The sequence below is a fragment of the Empedobacter sp. UBA2044 genome (genome assembly GCF_002333005.1).
Taxonomy (GTDB): domain Bacteria; phylum Bacteroidota; class Bacteroidia; order Flavobacteriales; family Weeksellaceae; genus Empedobacter; species Empedobacter falsenii_B.
This window is the reverse complement of record NZ_DDBA01000076.1, coordinates 7,937-25,698: the sequence shown is the minus strand read 5'-3', so window position 1 is coordinate 25,698 and position 17,762 is coordinate 7,937. Positions and strand designations below refer to the sequence as shown.

Annotated in this window: 16 protein-coding genes and 6 tRNA genes; 10 read left to right on the top strand and 12 right to left on the bottom strand. The window is 31.8% G+C overall.

Translation table 11 applies throughout. From position 1 onward, the window contains the following. Nucleotides 1-43: 43 nt before the first annotated feature. Genes B4E59_RS14040 through B4E59_RS14030 form a run of 3 tightly spaced genes read left to right on the top strand, consistent with a single transcriptional unit; the run spans nt 44 to nt 3,469 of the window. On the top strand, nt 44-529 hold the full coding sequence (locus B4E59_RS14040; protein ID WP_038336593.1) for a SixA phosphatase family protein: 486 nt from the start codon (nt 44-46) through the stop codon (nt 527-529). Continuing rightward, on the top strand, nt 526-2,592 hold the full coding sequence (ppk1, locus tag B4E59_RS14035) for a polyphosphate kinase 1 (RefSeq protein WP_219034771.1): 2,067 nt from the start codon (nt 526-528) through the stop codon (nt 2,590-2,592). Before B4E59_RS14040 ends, ppk1 begins: the two co-directional genes overlap by 4 nt. Next, nucleotides 2,582-3,469, top strand: coding sequence for a Ppx/GppA phosphatase family protein (locus B4E59_RS14030; protein WP_219034770.1), 888 nt, complete (start codon nt 2,582-2,584; stop codon nt 3,467-3,469). The genes ppk1 and B4E59_RS14030 overlap by 11 nt, the downstream gene beginning before the upstream one ends. 95 nt (nt 3,470-3,564) lie before the next feature. Here the strand turns inward: B4E59_RS14030 and B4E59_RS14025 are convergent. From B4E59_RS14025 to B4E59_RS14010, 4 genes are all read right to left on the bottom strand, one after another. Continuing rightward, nucleotides 3,565-3,649: transfer RNA gene (locus B4E59_RS14025), tRNA-Ser, on the bottom strand. Between the two features lie 131 nt (nt 3,650-3,780). Continuing rightward, nucleotides 3,781-4,188, bottom strand: coding sequence for a hypothetical protein (locus B4E59_RS14020; protein ID WP_219034769.1), 408 nt, complete (start codon nt 4,186-4,188; stop codon nt 3,781-3,783). An 85-nt stretch (nt 4,189-4,273) separates the two neighbouring features. Next, a complete protein-coding gene (locus tag B4E59_RS14015) occupies nt 4,274-5,005 on the bottom strand; it encodes a YebC/PmpR family DNA-binding transcriptional regulator (RefSeq protein ID WP_219034768.1) in 732 nt (243 codons plus the stop codon). A gap of 95 nt (nt 5,006-5,100) precedes the next feature. Next, nucleotides 5,101-7,209 (bottom strand): M3 family metallopeptidase, encoded by a 2,109-nt coding sequence (locus tag B4E59_RS14010; protein ID WP_291053574.1) that lies wholly within the window; start codon nt 7,207-7,209, stop codon nt 5,101-5,103. A gap of 225 nt (nt 7,210-7,434) precedes the next feature. Here B4E59_RS14010 and B4E59_RS14005 point away from each other — a divergent pair, with 225 nt between their 5' ends. The 3 genes from B4E59_RS14005 to B4E59_RS13995 are packed head-to-tail and all read left to right on the top strand — an operon-like array spanning nt 7,435 to nt 10,354. Beyond that, nucleotides 7,435-8,079, top strand: a complete 645-nt coding sequence (locus B4E59_RS14005) for an NUDIX hydrolase (protein WP_115001319.1) — start codon at nt 7,435-7,437, stop codon at nt 8,077-8,079. Between the two features lie 19 nt (nt 8,080-8,098). Beyond that, nucleotides 8,099-8,983 (top strand): lysophospholipid acyltransferase family protein, encoded by an 885-nt coding sequence (locus tag B4E59_RS14000; RefSeq protein ID WP_038334575.1) that lies wholly within the window; start codon nt 8,099-8,101, stop codon nt 8,981-8,983. 18 nt (nt 8,984-9,001) lie between these two features. Next, on the top strand, nt 9,002-10,354 hold the full coding sequence (locus tag B4E59_RS13995) for a UDP-N-acetylmuramate--L-alanine ligase (RefSeq protein WP_291046456.1): 1,353 nt from the start codon (nt 9,002-9,004) through the stop codon (nt 10,352-10,354). A 392-nt stretch (nt 10,355-10,746) separates the two neighbouring features. Here the strand turns inward: B4E59_RS13995 and B4E59_RS13990 are convergent, their stop codons facing one another. The 3 genes from B4E59_RS13990 to B4E59_RS13980 all read right to left on the bottom strand — a co-directional run bounded on the left by B4E59_RS13990 (nt 10,747) and on the right by B4E59_RS13980 (nt 12,647). Further along, entirely contained in the window at nt 10,747-11,571 is an 825-nt protein-coding gene (locus tag B4E59_RS13990; protein ID WP_291046460.1) for a helix-turn-helix domain-containing protein, read from the bottom strand. A 21-nt stretch (nt 11,572-11,592) separates the two neighbouring features. Next, entirely contained in the window at nt 11,593-11,919 is a 327-nt protein-coding gene (locus tag B4E59_RS13985; protein WP_038334569.1) for a DMT family transporter, read from the bottom strand. 74 nt (nt 11,920-11,993) lie between these two features. Continuing rightward, nucleotides 11,994-12,647 (bottom strand): hypothetical protein, encoded by a 654-nt coding sequence (locus tag B4E59_RS13980; RefSeq protein ID WP_219034762.1) that lies wholly within the window; start codon nt 12,645-12,647, stop codon nt 11,994-11,996. Nucleotides 12,648-12,866: 219 nt separating this feature from the next. On the opposite strand from B4E59_RS13980, the gene B4E59_RS13975 reads away from it, so the two are divergent. Further along, a complete protein-coding gene (locus B4E59_RS13975) occupies nt 12,867-13,625 on the top strand; it encodes a 5'-methylthioadenosine/adenosylhomocysteine nucleosidase (RefSeq protein WP_291053569.1) in 759 nt (252 codons plus the stop codon). A gap of 99 nt (nt 13,626-13,724) precedes the next feature. Here B4E59_RS13975 and B4E59_RS13970 read toward each other — a convergent pair. From B4E59_RS13970 to B4E59_RS13950, 5 genes are all read right to left on the bottom strand, one after another. Next, a tRNA-Tyr gene (locus tag B4E59_RS13970) sits at nt 13,725-13,805 on the bottom strand. A 32-nt stretch (nt 13,806-13,837) separates the two neighbouring features. Beyond that, nucleotides 13,838-13,911, bottom strand: a tRNA-Thr gene (locus B4E59_RS13965). A gap of 41 nt (nt 13,912-13,952) precedes the next feature. Then, a tRNA-Thr gene (locus tag B4E59_RS13960) sits at nt 13,953-14,029 on the bottom strand. Nucleotides 14,030-14,036: 7 nt separating this feature from the next. Continuing rightward, nucleotides 14,037-14,117, bottom strand: a tRNA-Tyr gene (locus B4E59_RS13955). Between the two features lie 17 nt (nt 14,118-14,134). After that, nucleotides 14,135-14,208, bottom strand: a tRNA-Thr gene (locus B4E59_RS13950). A gap of 277 nt (nt 14,209-14,485) precedes the next feature. Here B4E59_RS13950 and B4E59_RS13945 point away from each other — a divergent pair. The 3 genes from B4E59_RS13945 to B4E59_RS13935 all read left to right on the top strand — a co-directional run bounded on the left by B4E59_RS13945 (nt 14,486) and on the right by B4E59_RS13935 (nt 17,743). Then, nucleotides 14,486-16,132 (top strand): Na/Pi cotransporter family protein, encoded by a 1,647-nt coding sequence (locus B4E59_RS13945; RefSeq protein WP_219034760.1) that lies wholly within the window; start codon nt 14,486-14,488, stop codon nt 16,130-16,132. A gap of 29 nt (nt 16,133-16,161) precedes the next feature. Beyond that, a complete protein-coding gene (locus tag B4E59_RS13940; RefSeq protein ID WP_115001331.1) occupies nt 16,162-16,551 on the top strand; it encodes a hypothetical protein in 390 nt (129 codons plus the stop codon). A gap of 208 nt (nt 16,552-16,759) precedes the next feature. Continuing rightward, entirely contained in the window at nt 16,760-17,743 is a 984-nt protein-coding gene (locus tag B4E59_RS13935; protein WP_286495957.1) for a LuxE/PaaK family acyltransferase, read from the top strand. The last annotated feature ends 19 nt before the right edge of the window (nt 17,744-17,762 follow it).

Genomic DNA, 17,762 nt, shown 5'->3' with positions numbered 1-17,762 from the left:
ATGATTAGATTTAACTACTTTTTCTTTTTAAACTCGTTGCGTTATGAAAAATTTGTTTTTAATGCGTCATGCAAAAAGTAAATGGAACGAAAATGTTTCAGATCAATTTCGTTCTATCACAGAGATTGGTGAATTCAAAACGAAGAAAGTAGCAAATTATATTCATCAAAATTTTGAATTGAAATTTGATCAAATATTTTCGAGCAAAGCAGTTCGAGCAAAAGAAACTTCTCTACTTGTCAAACCTATTTTATTTCCTAATCAAACCATTCATATCGAAGATGATTTGTATACTTTTTCGCATTATTTATTAGACAAATGGATTAGAAATTTGGATAATGAATTGCAAAATGTTCTTATTTTTGGACATAATCCTGCGTTTACAGATATTACCAATCAGTTAGGAAATGAAATGATTTACAATCTTTCGACTTCTGGATTTGTCTGGATACAGTTTGATTCTGATAATTGGAAATCGATTCAAAAAGGAAAAACTATAAAAATAATTTTACCTAAAGAAATTAAATGAAAAAATATATAAACCGCGAAATCAGTTGGCTTTCTTTCAATGCGCGCGTGTTGCAAGAGGCTTCTGACGAAACAGTTCCGTTGTTAGAACGAATTCGTTTTTTAGGAATTTATTCGAACAATTTAGATGAATTTTATTCGGTTCGATATTCTACAATTTTGCGCTCGATACAGTTCAAAGATGTAGAAATTGTTTATCAAAATATTGTACCAGATCAAACGGACGAAGAATTGATCGATGAAATCAATGAAATTGTGCGTCAGCAGCGAGTCCAGTACGATGATTTGCATAATCAATTATTCAAAGAATTAGAGAATCACAATATTTTTGTGATAGATGATACATCGATTCCTGAGAATTATTTAGAATTTATTTCCGAATATTTTTACAACGAATTTATTCATACGGTTGGAGTTTTTATTTTAGATGATATTAAAAAAGCACCGCCTTTACGCGATGGATCGTTCTATTTAGCGGTGAAAATGCAATTAAAAGACAAAGTTCAATATGCACTTTTGATTGTTCCAACGCATTTATTTTCGCGTTTTATTGTGCTTCCAAAGTATGATCAAAATACGTATGTCATGTATTTGGAAGACATTATTCGTTTTCATTTGAAAGATATTTTCAAAATGTTTGATTTCGAAACAATTGAAGCACATTCCATCAAAATTACACGAGATAGCGAACTTGATTTTGATAACGATTTAGAACATAGTTTATTAGAAAAAGTCATCAATAGTTTAGAAAATCGTAAAAAAGGTGTTCCTGTCCGATTAGTTTATGATGCTGAAATTGCACCAGATACGTTGAAATTTTTCTTGAAAAAATTACGATTAGATGAATATGATAGTATCAATCCGGGAGGAAAATATCACAACAAACGAGATTTGATGAGCTTTCCAAGCTTTGACATTCCAAATTTAACGTACGAAAAAATAAAACCAATTATTCAGAAAAAACCTTTTGAATATAACAGTTATTTTCAGGCTTTTACGGAAAATGAGGAAATGATGATGGCGCCTTATCACGATTATTCTTTGTTGTTAAAATTTCTTCGAGAAGCTGCAATTGATCCTAAAGTAACCAAAATAAAAATTACAATTTATCGTGTTGCAAAGGATTCGCAAGTGATGCATTCGTTGATAAACGCAGCGATGAATGGAAAAGAAGTAACAGCTGTTTTGGAACTTCGTGCGCGATTTGATGAATCGAATAATGCGATGTGGTCGAAAAAATTGCAAGAAGCTGGTGTGAATGTTATTTTTGGGGTTCCGGGGTTGAAAGTACATTCGAAAATTGGTTATATCGAACGTAAACCAGAAGGAATGTTGGCGCAGAAATATGTGTTTATTAGCACAGGAAATTTTCATGCAGGAACAGCAAAAATTTATACAGATTATACGTATTTCACAACCAATCCGGGAATAACAAAGGATGTTGAACAGATTTTTAAATTTTTCGGAGCTAATTATTTGAACTTAACGTACAATCATTTATTGGTTTCACCTTATGGAACACGTAAAAAAATTGTCAAGATGATTAAACGAGAAATCAAAAATCATCAAGCTGGTTTACCTGCGGAGATCAACATGAAATTAAACAGTTTAAGCGATAAACAAATCATTGATTTATTGTATAAAGCTTCTCAAAAAGGAGTAAAAGTCCGTTTGGTTGTGCGTGGAATTAATTGTTTGATTCCTGGAGTTAAAAATCTTTCCGAAAATATTGAATGTGTCAGCGTTATTGATAAATTTTTGGAACATCCGCGTGTGTATTGGTTTAAAAATGCAGGCGATGACAAAGTTTATATTTCCTCTGCAGATATGATGGAACGTAATTTGGATAATCGTGTGGAAGTAGCGTGTCCGATTTACGATCATAAATTCAAAAAAATAGTTATGGATACGTTTAATTTGAGTTTTGAAGATAACGTAAAAGGTCGCCAAATAACGGCTGAATCTTCTTTAGAATACAAACGAAACAATAAAAAACCAAACCGCTCTCAGTTTACGACCTACGAATATTTTAAAAAATTAAACGAACAAGAAAATGAAGATTAGAAAATTAGGAGCAATAGATATTGGATCTAACGCCATGCGATTGTTGATTAATTATGTTTACGAAGAAGAAGGTCGTGCGCCAATTTTTAATAAAACCAGTATTGTGAGAATGCCTATTCGTTTGGGACACGATGTTTTTATTGATGGACAAATTTCCGAAACAAATATAGATCGTATCTGCGATGCTATGTTGTCTTATGCATTGATGATGAAGGTTTATGATATTGAAATCTATAAAGCTTATGCAACTTCTGCCATGCGCGAAGCCAAAAATGGAAAAGATGTTGTAAAAAAGGTGATTAAAAAATCTGGAATTAACATCGAGATTATAGATGGAAAAACCGAAGCTGAATTACTTTTTAATACAGAATTAGGTGATTTTATACAAGACGAAAAAATCTATTTGTATGTAGATGTTGGTGGTGGTAGTACCGAATTAACATTATTAAAAGATAATAAGGTTTTTACGTCAAAATCTTTTGAAGTAGGAACTGTACGTTTGTTGGAAAATAAAGTTTCACCAAATACTTTTAACGAAATGAAACAATGGATTCACGAAAACATTGGTGATGATGAAGTCGAATTAATTGGTTCTGGTGGAAATATTAACCATGTATACAAATATTCAGGCGTAAAACTGGGAATGCCTTTGAGTAGTGTTTATGTCAAAAAACATTATCAAATTTTACAAACGATGACTGCTGAAGAACGTATGCAGAATTTCAATATGAAACCCGACCGTGCTGATGTAGTGGTTTATGCATTAGAAATTTATAGTAATGTACTAAAATGGTCGCATGCAAAGAAAATTCATGTTCCGAAAATTGGACTTTCGGACGGAATTATTCGAAAAGTATATAAAGATTTAGAAAAATAAATACTTCTATTATAAGGTCAGATTAATCTGGCCTTTTATTTTGATTAAAATTTTATAAAACAAAAAAAAGCTTGAACAAATGTTCAAGCTTTCAGCGGAGAGTGAGGGATTCGAACCCCCGGAGGTGTGACCCTCAACAGTTTTCAAGACTGCCGCATTCGACCACTCTGCCAACTCTCCAATAACGCAGTCTACTGCGGTATTGCGAGTGCAAATATAGAACGCTTTTTCGAATTTGCAAACCTTAATTTAAAGTTTTTTTAATACAAAAACATAGTTTATTCAGTATCAAATAAATATTTTAAAAAAAATTATACAATAACGACCAAAGCTATCTGAATAAGGAAACCAAGCGTAAAAAACAAAGCGGCAAACTTCAATAAAGTAAAACGAAAAGTTTCATTCAAGATTAATTTATTGACCAATGGTTTCGAGATTTTTTCGTCCAAAAGCTTTTCTACTTTTTTATAGAAAATCAATAATAAAATTATAATCATTATAACAACGACAAATACAAAAAAAGAACTCATCGAATGATAAAACATCACTCCCATCGCCATTCCTAATACAGCTAATATTAATTGTGGCAACTGATTAATTGCTTTCCGAATCATTTCTTCGGTTTTACTTAACCAATCAGCTCCAAGAATTTCTGGCGCAGCCATCCAAAATGCAAGAAATTGCAATATCAAACCAAGTAAAGTAAAAATTTTTATCATTCTCAAAAATTCAATTATAGTTAAAGATAAAAAAAACCGTTTAAAATAAATTAAACGGTTTTCATATTATTCTTTTCAAAAAAGATTATTCTTCCTCTTCTTCGTCTTCTTTCATCGTATGATAAACGTTATTTACGTCCTCATCTTCATCAAATTTCTCTAACAATTTTTCGATGTCAGCTTTTTGTTCTTCTGTTAATTCTTTTGTTGTTTGTGGAATTCTTTCAAATTCTGATGAAATAATTTCATATCCACTTTCTTCCAAAGATTTGAAGATTGTTCCGTAATTCTCAAAAGGTGCAATTAATACAATTCCATCTTCATCCTCAAAAATCTCCTCTACTCCAAAGTCAATCATTTCAAATTCTAATTCCTCTAAATCTAGATTTTCAGGTTTTTGAATCTTGAAATTACAGATATGATCAAACATAAATTCAACAGAACCTTGCGTTCCTAATTGTCCATTACATTTACTGAAATAAGAACGAACGTTAGCTACTGTACGATTGTTGTTATTTGTAGAAGTTTCAACTAAAACGGCAATTCCGTGAGGTCCATAACCTTCAAAAATAACTTCCTTATAGTTTTCTGTATTTTTATCAGATGCTTTTTTGATTGCGCGTTCGATATTATCTTTAGGCATATTTACAGCCTTCGCATTCTGAATTACCGCGCGAAGATGAGAATTTGAATGCGGATCAGGTCCTCCTGCTTTTACTGCCATTACGATATCCTTCCCAATTTTAGTAAACGCTTTAGACATTGCTGCCCAACGTTTTAATTTACGTCCTTTTCTAAATTCAAATGCTCTTCCCATTTATACTTGTTTTAATAGTTGCAAATTTATTCATAAAACGAAAAAAATCCAAGAACTATGTCTTGGATTTTTAAGTTGTTAATATTTTAGAATAATTATTTCAATCCGTGGTATTTCAACATTGGTTCAATTGAAGGATTTTTACCTCTAAAATTTTTGTAAATCACATTCAAATCATCCGAATTCCCTTGAGAAAATACTTTATCTCTCAAAATTTGACCATTTTTACGTGACATTCCTCCATTTTCTATTGTCCATTCGTAGGCATCATGGTCTAACATTTCTGCCCAGATATATGCAAAATATCCCGCTGCATATCCTCCACCAAAAATATGGCTAAAATAAGAAGAACGGTAACGAGGCGGAACTTGTGGTAAATTTGTTTTATTATCAATTAAGGCTTGTTTCTCAAAATCGTCTACGCTTGTGATTGTTTTATCGACAGAAACAGTGTGCCAAGATAAATCTAAAGCCGCAGCAGAAAGTAATTCTGTTAACGTATAACCTTTGTTAAAGTTAGATGCTTTTTTCATTTTTTCTACCAACACATCAGGAATCGCAGCTCCTGTTTGATAATGCTTTGCATAATTTTTTAGGATAGATGGCTCCGTTACATAATGCTCGTGAAATTGAGATGGAAACTCTACAAAATCTCTTGAAACATTTGTTCCAGATAAAGTTGGATATTTTTGATTCGCAAAGAAACCGTGCAATGCATGTCCAAATTCGTGGAAAGTTGTTACCACATCATCATACGAAATCAATGCAGGTTGACCATTTGCAGGTTTTGTGTAGTTTCCGACATTATAAATAACAGGTTTTGTGCCAAATAAGTGCGATTGCTCCACGATATTACTCATCCAAGCTCCCCCTTGTTTAGAATCTCTTTTGAAATAATCTGTATAAAATAATCCCAATTGCGAACCATCTTCATTAAACAATTCGTACACTTTTACATCTTCATGCCAAGTTGGTATATCTGTACGTTTTTTGAATGAAATTCCGTACAATTCTTTCGCCATAAAGAAAATTCCATTCTCTACAACTGAATCTAAAACGAAATAAGGTTTCATTTCATTTTCGTCGATATCATATTTCTCTTTACGAACTTTCTCCGCATAATAGTTCCAATCCGCAGCTGTTAATGTATTTGCTGGATTTTCTTTCTTCGCTAAGGCTTCAAATTCTTTTGCATCTTTTTGTGCCATTGCAGTTGCTGCCGGAATCATTTGATTTAAAATTCCTTTTGCTGCTGTAGGATTTTGCGCCATTTGATCTTGCAAATTCCATTCTGCATAATTTGCAAAACCTAATAATTTAGCTTTCTCCGCACGTTTTTTAACCAAAGTTAAAATTGTATAACGTGTATCATTTTCGTCTTTTTTCTCTGTTCTAATCCAAGCTGCATCAAATAATTTTTTTCTTGAAACTGCATTGGTCATATTTTGTAATTCAGGTTGTTGCGTTGTATTCAATAAACTGATTAAATATGTACCATCAGCTTGTTTGAAAGCCTCTAAATCAGCATTACTCAAACCAGCTAATTCTTCTTTCGTAAAAGTAACGCCACCAGATTTTGTTCCTTTTAATAATTGATTGGAGAATTTAGTTTCTAAAGAAGCGATTTCTCCATTCAATTTTTTCAATTCATCTTTTTGTGCAGCAGATAAATTTGCGCCAGCCAATTCAAATCGTTGATAATATACATCTAACAAACGAGATGACTCTTTATCTAAATTCAATGATTTTTTATTGTCATGTAAAGTTTTTACACGTTGAAATAATTTATCATTCAAATAAATGGCATCGCTATGAGCCGCAAATTTAGGCGACATTTCCTCCTCAACTGCTTGCAACGTTTCGTTTGTATTTGCTCCAGTCAATAATCCAAAAACATGATTAACTCGTGTTAATAATTGACCCGATTTTTCCATCTCAACTAATGTATTTTCGAAAGTTGGTGCTTCAGAATTATTCGCAATTTTATTGATTTCGACTAATTGTTCAGTCATTCCTTGCAACAAAGCAGGTTTGAAATCTTCGTTTTTAATTTTCGAAAAATCAGCAGTTTGATAAGGCAAAGTGCTCACTTCAAAAAAAGGATTTTTATCGTTCCACATACTATTTGTTGACTTTTCGCTACAAGAAGTGGTTAGGATTGACGATCCAACCATCATTCCGTAAAAAAGTTTTTTATTAAACATTTTTATAATTTTTAGACCTAACGAAGTTAAAACTTATAATGTTAAATTTCAAAAATATTCAATTTTTCATTCAAACAATGGGAAATATTTAAGCTAAATCTTAAAAGTTAAATAATTAATAAACCTTACCGAAAAGGTTGAATTTTCTTCAACGAAAATAATTATCTTTGAAAAAGAGTGAGGAAAAATTTCACTCTTTTTTATTACCCTAAAAATCAATCCATTTTGTATTTAGATTTAGAAGAATTAAAATATTTATTAGCTGAAAGTGTTGAAGAATTGCCAAGTTGGGAATCACACCAAAAGCTTTCACCTCCATATCGTCAAAAATTTGATTTAGAATATGTAAAACGTACCAATCCTAGAAGTGCGTCTGTGATGATTTTATTGTATCAAAACGAAGATGGAGAAGTTGAATTCCCAGTAACCATGCGTGTTTCTTACGAAGGAGCGCATTCGCATCAGTTTTCTTTGCCAGGTGGACAATTTGAAGAACAAGATATTAGTTTTGACGAAACTGCTATTCGCGAAACTATGGAAGAACTTGGTGTAGAGTACGAAAACATTGAGATTGTAAGACAATTGAGCGAAATGTATATTCCGCCAAGTAATTTCTTGGTTTATCCTTACATCGGAATTTATCATGGAGAACCACATTTCAATCCAGATGAGCGCGAAGTACAATACGTTGTTCCATTAAATTTGGAAGCTTTTTTGAATGCTGATTACGAAGTTTTTGAGAGAGAATTTTCTGGTCAAGTTGTCGAAATTCCTGGTTATAACATTGGTGATGATGAATTTCTTTGGGGCGCAACGGCAATGATTTTAGAAGAATTTAAAGATTATCTAAAAATCGTATTAAATTTGTAACTTAAACAATTAAGAACTCGTGTCTCAAAAAGCAAAGAAAAAGAACGCATTTCGCGATTCATTTGGACATTTATATTTCCTAAAAAGGACGTTAATTTTCTTATTAGGATCATTTACTTATAACCGTTACAATGGTTTTAATAAATTAAAAGTTAGCGGTACAAAAAACTTGGTTCATTTGCCAGCTCAAAATGTATTATTCGTTTCGAATCATCAAACTTATTTTGCTGATGTTTTCGCGATGTATCATGTATTTTGTAGTGTAAAAAATGGTTTTATTGATACCATCAAAAATCCAATTTATTTACTTAATCCTAAGATTGACTTTTATTACGTTGCCGCTGAAGAAACAATGAAAGATAATCTTTTGACGAAATTATTCGCCTACACAGGAGCGGTTACCGTAAAAAGAACGTGGCGTGCAAAAGGAGAAAATGTAAATAGAAAAGTAGATTTAAGCGAAATTAACAATATTGATATTGCGTTGCAAAGTGGTTGGGTAGTAACATTTCCGCAAGGGACTACAACTGCGTTTGCACCTGGTCGTCGTGGAACTGCACATTTAATCAAGAAAAATAAACCAATTGTAATTCCAGTTGTAATTGATGGTTTTCGTAGAGCTTTTGATAAAAAAGGTTTGCGTATTAAAAAACGTGGAATTAATGCGACAATGACATTCAAAGAGCCTTTGGAAATCGATTATGAAAATGATTCGAGTGATGCAATCATGAAAAAAATTATGAATGCAATTGAGCAAGCACCAGAATTTAATAAAGTTCGACCAATGGACGAAATTCTTGCTGAAAATAGTGAAAAATCATTGGATGATTATTTGAATGAAGACGACGAAGAGTTTGATGATTTCGAAGAAATGGGCTACGACGAAGAAAATAAAAAAGACTAAAAGAATACAACATACAAAATGAAAAAAGTTCATTTTATTGCAATTGGTGGAAGTGCAATGCACAATTTGGCGATTGCTTTGCACGAAAAAGGATATCAAGTAACAGGTTCTGACGACGCAATTTTCGAACCTTCGAAAACACGTTTGGACCAACGTAGAATTTTACCAGAAGAAATGGGTTGGTTTCCAGAAAAAATTACAACAGATTTAGATGCTGTGATTTTGGGAATGCATGCTCACGCTGATAATCCTGAAATGTTACGTGCTCAAGAATTAGGTTTAAAAATCTATTCATATCCAGAATATTTGTACGAACAATCAAAAGATAAAACGCGTGTTGTAATTGGTGGTTCGCATGGAAAAACGACAATTACATCAATGATTCTTCACGTTTTGCATTATCATAATATCGATGTTGATTATATGGTTGGTGCGCAATTGGATGGTTTTGATGTGATGGTAAAATTGACAGAAGACAACGAATTTATGATTATGGAAGGTGATGAATATTTATCATCTGCCTTAGATCGTCGTTCAAAATTCTTGTTGTATCAACCAAATATTGCGTTGATTTCAGGTATTGCTTGGGATCATATCAATGTTTTTCCAACGTTTGCAGATTACACTTCTCAATTCTCAAAATTCGTAGAATCTATCGTGAATGGAGGTGCTTTAATTTACAACGAAACAGACGAAGAAGTTGTTAAAGTGGTAGAAGAAACGGAGAAAGCAATCAAGAAATTCCCTTATCATTTACCAGAACATTTTATCGAAAATGGAATCACTTTTATCGAAACAGAAGATGGACCAATTCCGTTAGAAGTCTTTGGTAATCATAACTTGATGAATTTAGAAGGTGCTCGTGCAATTTGTAAACAATTAGGTGTAATGGATGATGATTTCAACGAAGCAATTCAATCATTCAAAGGAGCATCTAAACGTTTGGAATTAATTAATCGTACTTCTGATTTTGTTGCGTATAAAGATTTTGCCCATGCGCCAAGTAAAGTAACTTCAGTTACGAATGCAGTAAAAGAACAATATACAGATAAAACAGTTGTAGGATGTTTAGAAATCCACACCTATTCGTCTTTGAATCCTGAGTTTTTGGTGCAATACAAAGGTGCTTTAGACAAAACTGATATCAAAATTGTAATGTATAGCCCAGAAGCATTAGAAATAAAACGTATGGAAATGATTTCTGCAGAAGATATCAAAAAAGCCTTTGGAGATGATTCTATTTTGGTATTTACAAATGGTGAACAATTGCAAGATTATATCGAAAGTTTAGATAAAAAAGATAAAGTATTTTTGATGATGAGTTCAGGAAACTTCGGTGGAGTAAACTTGAATGAATTATTTAAAGCATAAAAAAATCACCTTTCAATAAAAGGTGATTTTCCACTTAAATATCTATAAAATATAGAAAAAGAGAACTTAATTTTTTAGGTTCTCTTTTTGTTTTTTGTCAAATGGTCAAAATAATCATTTTAGGTTTTTGGATTACTTCTTTTCAAATATCAGTAAACTTAGAACTATTTTAAACTTTTTCGGAACTATTAATTTTAAAAACATTATTTTAGAAAAAACAGAGGTGATATAAACTTTTAGTAATACTCTACTCACTTTTGTTAGCTTTCGCCATCAAAAAACACCTCTGTTTTACTATAAAATTATAGTGACCCTTTTGATAGTAACAAAGATGATAAAAATCGAGATAAAAAAAAGTTTGAAAAGTAGCCTAAAGATGTCCAAAACGGAAGTTATTGTAAACTTTTTCTAAATTGAGTTGGACTAATTTTTAGATGTTTTTTGAAAAAATTTCCGAATGAATATTGGTCAGAAAAGTTTAACTCATTCGAAATTTCAGAGATTGTTTTAGTTGTTTCACTCAACAATACTTTCGATTCACGAATCACAACAGAACTGATTAATTCTTTTGTCGTTCTACCTGTTATTGATTTGCAACATTCAGTTAAATATCGTACTGTAATATTCAATTTATCTGCATAATATTTTGCATCTCTGTTTTCTGTATAACTCTTATTTAAATCATTCAAAAAACGCTTTACAATATCATCTTTTCGCGTTCCTTTTCTTACAATAATTGTTTGTTGTTTCGAAAGTTCGCTAAACGTTGTGTAAACAATCGCATAAAATAAATTGAACTGTAAATAGCGTACGAATTTGGTCAATTTCTCTTGCAAACGCAACTTCAATTGCAATAAAAGTTCGATTAAAGCAGAAAATTCTATTTCATTGAAATGATAATTATTGATTCTACCTTCACCAAAAAATTGGTTGTATTCATAACCACTCAAATCGATAATCGATGTATCTAAAATCTTTTTGGTTAAAACTAAACTCAACAATTCTAAATCAGATGATTTTGAAATTATTTGGTAAGATTTATTAGGTTCTGGGAAGAAAACATCGTGTTGTTTTAGTTTAATTTCTTGGTCATTTTGAGAAATAATTAAATAACCATGCTGAATAAAAATCGTCTTAATCAAATCTTTTTTCAAACGTTTATTTTCAACAGTTTGCTGAATAAATTCCTCTTGATCAAAAACATTAAAATTCTCCATAAATCAACACTTTAATTTCAGTTAATTTGACACAAATTTTAACCCAATAATAGAGCAAATTAAAGTCGTTAAGAAGAAAACGCGCCAAAAACTTGCTGGTTCTTTAAAAATAAAAATTCCTACTAAAACTGTTCCGACTGCTCCAATTCCTGTCCAAACTGCATAAGCCGTTCCGATTGGTAATGTTTGCGTTGCTTTTACCAACAAAACCATGCTCACCGTTAAGAAAAATAAAAAACCACCATACCATAAATACGTGTCATTTCCGGTTGCTTCTTTTGCTTTTCCAAGACATGATGCGAAACCGACTTCGCACAATCCTGCAATTAGTAAAATTACCCAATTCATTTTTTACTGATTTATTTATAAAAATTAAGACTACAAAAAATTGTAGCCTTAAAATTAATTATTTATTTTTTGAATTATTTACCGAAACTATCGCTAAATTCTACTTGACCTTTGATGTGTACTTCGCTCCATGTTTTAGAAACGCCATCTGCACCTTTGTGTAATTCTAAACAAGCTTGATTAAGAGCTTCTATTGCTTTTCCTGTGTTAAAATCCATCAAATCAACATCTGTTTCAATTGAAAAAACATTGTTCTCAAACGTTGATTTTACTTCGTATTCTTTAGAAGCATTATTCAACGTTAAATTCAAGAAAGTTTTACCATCTCTGAAATGTAATTGACCTTTGATTTCGCTTGTATTAATCATATTTCCAAACAAAATATCTTTCAATTTTTGATCACGATCAATTTGATCAGAATTTAATGTAGCAACTGTCGCTATAATATTTGCACCTTCTAAAACTTCTTGAGGCGTTTTTCCATCTTCTTTTGCGTCTTTCACCAAAACAACATCAAAACGTCCTGAAACAGCCACTTTTTCTGTTGTTTTATAAGCCGTCCACTCAACTCCAGATTTTCTAATTACACCCTCTACAATTTCCGTTGGTTCTTCCACTGTAACAGCAGATTTAGCAGGTTGTTCAACTGGTTTTTCTTCTGTTTTATTCGTACAATTCATCAGCATTACTGATGCACAGCATATAATCGCTATAGATAATTTTTTCATTTCAAACTTTTATGCTACAAAAATACAACAAGCCAAGACTAATTCACAATTGATTTTTAACATATTCTGAAAAAAGTCTACTTTTGTAACATGATAAAAAATCTTCTAAATACATGTTTGATTATCATTTGTTTGCCATTTATCTTAATTTATGAGATTTATTGTTCGGTTTACAAATACAGAAAATAAATTGGTAACTTCGCTTTCAAATTGAAAAAAATGAGCGAAAGAATAATAGGAATAATGGGCGCTATACCGCAAGAAATAAACGGTGTAGTCAACTTATTAACAAACAAGAAAGAACATAAAATTGGCCGAAGAAGTTATTTTACTGGAGAATTAAACAATCAAAAAGTTGTGGTCGTTTATTCTCGTGTTGGCAAAGTTGCTGCTTCTGCTACGGTTACAACTTTAATCCTTGAATTTAAAGTTTCTGAATTGATTTTTACAGGTGTTGCAGGTGGAATTCATGCTGATGTAAAAATTGGAGATATTGTGTTAGGACAAAGTTTGATTCAACATGATATGAATGCACAACCTCTTTTTCCTGCTTACGAAATCCCAATGTTAGGAAAAGCTTATTTTGAGGCTGATTCTTCTCAATTAGAAGTTGCGACAACAGCTATTTTAGAAATTTTAGAAGAACAACATTTACATAATGTGATTTCTGAAAAAGATTTGGATAAATTTAATATTCATCAACCTCAACTACATGTTGGCTTAATAGGTTCTGGAGATTTATTTTTCTCGACAAATTCTCAGAAAAAAAAATTACAACAAAACTTGCCTGAAATACTTTGTGTCGAGATGGAAGGCGCTGCAGTAGCACAAGTTTGTTACGAATTTGATATTCCTTTTATCATCATCAGAACAATATCAGACGATGCCGACGATCATTCTACATTAGATTTTAATAGTTTTATAGAAAAAATTTCGAATGTATATTCAATAGAGATTATTAAGAACATCATCAAGTAAAAAGTCCTTTAAAAAGGGCTTTTTTTATGATGCACACATTAATAAAAAAAATCATCAAAAGATTTGATGATTTGCTTTCCAAATATTTAAAATGGATTGTGGGGAGAGCAGGATTCGAACCTGCGAAGGTTACCCAACGGATTTACAGTCCGTCCTCGTTGGCCGCTTGAGTATCTCCCCGCCTAATAATAAAGTATTCTTCAAAAAAGAAGAGCCGATAGAGGGACTCGAACCCACGACCTGCTGATTACAAATCAGCTGCTCTAGCCAGCTGAGCTACATCGGCGATTTTTTATTTTTGTTTTAAAAGTAAAATATAAACTTTTTTGGAGCCGATAGAGGGACTCGAACCCACGACCTGCTGATTACAAATCAGCTGCTCTAGCCAGCTGAGCTACATCGGCTTTTTAGTGGGGAGAGCAGGATTCGAACCTGCGAAGGTTACCCAACGGATTTACAGTCCGTCCTCGTTGGCCGCTTGAGTATCTCCCCGACCTATATTTTTGCTGAGCCGATAGAGGGACTCGAACCCACGACCTGCTGATTACAAATCAGCTGCTCTAGCCAGCTGAGCTACATCGGCAAAAATATTATTATTTGTATATTTCAAATTGAAAACAGGATATTCATTTCTCGAAAGAAGTATTGTTCCTTTTTCGTGGTGCAATATTAGGGCAGTTTTTCGAATCTCGCAAATGTTTTTTCAAAAAAAAGTAGAAGTTTTTTCTAAAAATTTACTTCAATTTTGAAAATCAGAATTTTAGAATTCAAAAAAAGATTAAACTTTTTTTCAATAAAAGTAAAAAAGATAATATTCTATTTACATTAGAGTCCCTATTTTTGTAGTCAATTAATCATTAATGCATCTTATCATACAAATTTTGCAACTTTTCGGAGCAATTGCTTTGTTCATTTTTGCGATAAAACTATTAAGCGAAAATTTACAAGCGTTATCTGGATCGAATTTTAAACGCACTCTAAACAAATTAACCAAAAACAATTTATCGACAATTGTTACAGGTACTTTTTTTACAACAGCTATACAATCTTCCTCGGCTGCGAGTGTGTTTATATTGGGATTTGTAAATGCTGGATTGATTAATTTGCGAAAAGCATTTGGCTTAATATTAGGCGCAAATATCGGAACTACGCTTACATTGTGGTTGGTCTATTTCGGAATGAAATTCGATTTGGTACAAATTGCATTGCCTCTTATACTGGTGGCTTTTCCATTTTATTTATCGAAAAAACGTAACCAAAGAAAAGTAGGTGGAATTTTATTTTCGCTTTCCTTACTTTTTCTTTCGCTTTATTTCCTGAAAACTTTTTTACCTTCTATCGAAAGTCATCAGAAGTTACAAGAATTCTTTCAGCAATTATCGCATTATGGTTTTTTGACTAATTTGTTATTTATTCTATTTGGAATATTACTAACGGTTTTAGTCCACTTTTCATCAGCATCAATTACGATTGCAATTTTATTAGCGAGCAAAGGTTTACCTATCGAATTAGCTGCAATGATTGTTTTGGGAGCAAATATAGGAACAACTTTTACAGCGCATTTAGTTGCCGCAATTGGAGATAAATACACGAAAGTTGTCGCAGCATTTCATACATTTTTCAATATTGTAATTGCGTTGATTTTTATGTTGATTGCAAATTTTGTTTTAAAATTTATTGGAACAACAATTTCATCAAATATCGCTGTTCAACTGATTACTTTTGATACTATTAGTAATTTCGTCGGGGTCATTTTGTTTACGCCTTTTATCAATAAAATAGCTTTCTATTGTCAGAAAAAATATTTCTCTGTAAAATCAGCAGACAATAAATTAGAATTTTATGCAATTCCATTCGGAACAAATTCTGACCTATATAAAAATGAAGCCAACAAAAAACTTCTGAAACTCGCTTCTACAACGAAACAAACGATTTATACGCTTGGGCGAATGATTACTGAAAGTGATGAAGAAAAGATTTTGGTTTTTCGTGAACGAATTTTGGAACTGGAAAAAGAAGGTGATCAATTGGAGAGAGAAGTCAATGAATTTTTGAATGAAATTGCTGATTTAGATTTACCAAACGAAAATACAATTGCGATTCATCAACTAATTACACTTTGTCATCATCTGGAAAGTGTGGGCGATATTGCGATTAAGATTTCTTCTATTCATCGTCGTCGTAGAATGACAAATAGTTATTTTACACCAAAAATGAGAACGTATTTGGTCGAATTTCAAAATAATTTGGATCAAACAACGCGTATTCTAAATCAAAATTTGAACGAAACACAAGAAGAAGTTTCTATCAAACAAGCGGAGTTTATCGAAAAAACGATTAATACAATTTACAAAGAAGCCGAAGCAAATTTAATGAAGACGATCGAAAAAGAGAAACTTTTGACTACAAGTGCGCTTTTCTACAAAGATCTAATTCAGAATTACGAAATTCTTGGCGATCATCTTTACAAAGCCAATGCAACAATTGTTAAGCTAAAAAATCAGTAGATTTTTGTAAGTTTAAAGAAATTTATTGCATGGCTACTACATTTACAATAAAGCTTGAAGAACAAATTATTGGAACTACAGAATTTGAATTTGCAGATGTTCCGATGGGAGTTGTTTATGGCAAAATAAATTTTATAGATATTGAATCTCCTTATTTATTATTCAAAAATTATTGTTTAGCAAATAACATCCATATAAATTATGATTCTGAAAAAGAAAGATTGATAGACACAGCGATTATTCCAAATCTTAGAATTTATTATAATGATTTTAAAGAAGAATTAAAAAGTTGGGGAAGTTCTATTTCTGGAATTGAAATTTCTGATGACGTATTTGAATTTGAAATTACTTTATATGGTTTAGAATCTGAAACGATGTCAACTTTATTCAAACATCATTTTGATGAATATTTTAAATAATAACTTGTCTTGAATTAAAATTCGTCAATTCGAGTGATTTTTAGAAATATATTTCTAAAAATTGTATCGAGAATTAAGATGAATTTTATCTTCTAAAACCTTATTCTCGACACAAAATTCTAAACGAATTTCACTCGAATTGACGGTTTTATTTATAAAATAATATAATTACTTCGCTCACTTCTACTCTATTTTGTAATTTTGCAAAATGTTTGATTCAAAGCAAATTTTTTCTATTCAATCCGAAGAAGATTTCCAAAACGTTGCATTGGAAGTTTTCCGTTATCAAGCGCAAGAAAATGAGGTGTACAAAAACTTCTTAAATTTCTTGAACGTTGATTATTCTACTGTAAAACACACCAACGAAATTCCTTTTTTACCGATTCAGTTTTTTAAGAAATTTAAATTGATTTCGGGAAATCGTGAAGTGGAAAAGGTTTTTACAAGTTCGGGAACAACTGGAATGGCGACAAGTAAACATTTGGTAACGGATTTGGCATTGTATCATTACAGTTTAGAAAAATGTTTCGAACAATTTTATGGTCCACTTCCCGATTATACTATTTTCGCGCTTTTGCCTTCGTATTTGGAGCGTACAGGTTCGTCTTTGATTGATATGGTGGAGTATTGGATTGAGAAATCTGGTAGCGATAAAAGTGGTTTCTATTTGTATAATCACGATGAATTGTACGAAAATCTTATTGCGCACGAAAAAACAGGTAAAAAAGCTATCTTAATTGGTGTTTCGTTTGCTTTATTAGATTTTGTCGAAAATTATAAAATGAATTTGCAGCACACAATTGTGATGGAAACTGGCGGAATGAAAGGTCGCAAGAAAGAAATTACGCGCGAAGAATTGCATTCAATTTTGAAAAATGGTTTCGGAACAAATGAAATTCATTCGGAATATGGAATGACGGAATTGCTTTCGCAAGGTTATTCTCGAGGAGATTTGACGTTTAAATCGCCAAATTGGATGCGAATTTTGATCAGAGAAACCGAAGATCCTTTCCAATATGTTGAAGAGGGAAAAACAGGTGGCGTGAATGTGATTGATTTGGCAAATTACAATTCGATTAGTTTTATTGCAACTGATGATTTAGGTAAAAAAATAACTCACAATCAATTTGAAATCTTAGGACGTTTCGATCATTCGGATGTGCGAGGTTGTAATTTGATGGTGATTGAATAATAAATAAAATCCCGCACTG

What these genes read in the sequence shown, in the direction of transcription:
- ppk1 (WP_219034771.1), top strand. Translation starts at nt 526, where the DNA reads ATGAAAAAATATATAAACCGCGAAATCAGTTGGCTTTCTTTCAATGCG.
- B4E59_RS14010 (WP_291053574.1), bottom strand. Translation starts at nt 7,209, where the DNA reads ATGTTTAATAAAAAACTTTTTTACGGAATGATGGTTGGATCGTCAATC.
- B4E59_RS13975 (WP_291053569.1), top strand. Translation starts at nt 12,867, where the DNA reads ATGAGCGAAAGAATAATAGGAATAATGGGCGCTATACCGCAAGAAATA.
- B4E59_RS13945 (WP_219034760.1), top strand. Translation starts at nt 14,486, where the DNA reads ATGCATCTTATCATACAAATTTTGCAACTTTTCGGAGCAATTGCTTTG.
- B4E59_RS13985 (WP_038334569.1), bottom strand. Translation starts at nt 11,919, where the DNA reads ATGAATTGGGTAATTTTACTAATTGCAGGATTGTGCGAAGTCGGTTTC.
- B4E59_RS13980 (WP_219034762.1), bottom strand. Translation starts at nt 12,647, where the DNA reads ATGAAAAAATTATCTATAGCGATTATATGCTGTGCATCAGTAATGCTG.
- B4E59_RS13990 (WP_291046460.1), bottom strand. Translation starts at nt 11,571, where the DNA reads ATGGAGAATTTTAATGTTTTTGATCAAGAGGAATTTATTCAGCAAACT.
- B4E59_RS14030 (WP_219034770.1), top strand. Translation starts at nt 2,582, where the DNA reads ATGAAGATTAGAAAATTAGGAGCAATAGATATTGGATCTAACGCCATG.
- B4E59_RS13935 (WP_286495957.1), top strand. Translation starts at nt 16,760, where the DNA reads ATGTTTGATTCAAAGCAAATTTTTTCTATTCAATCCGAAGAAGATTTC.
- B4E59_RS14040 (WP_038336593.1), top strand. Translation starts at nt 44, where the DNA reads ATGAAAAATTTGTTTTTAATGCGTCATGCAAAAAGTAAATGGAACGAA.
- B4E59_RS14015 (WP_219034768.1), bottom strand. Translation starts at nt 5,005, where the DNA reads ATGGGAAGAGCATTTGAATTTAGAAAAGGACGTAAATTAAAACGTTGG.
- B4E59_RS14020 (WP_219034769.1), bottom strand. Translation starts at nt 4,188, where the DNA reads ATGATAAAAATTTTTACTTTACTTGGTTTGATATTGCAATTTCTTGCA.
- B4E59_RS13995 (WP_291046456.1), top strand. Translation starts at nt 9,002, where the DNA reads ATGAAAAAAGTTCATTTTATTGCAATTGGTGGAAGTGCAATGCACAAT.
- B4E59_RS13940 (WP_115001331.1), top strand. Translation starts at nt 16,162, where the DNA reads ATGGCTACTACATTTACAATAAAGCTTGAAGAACAAATTATTGGAACT.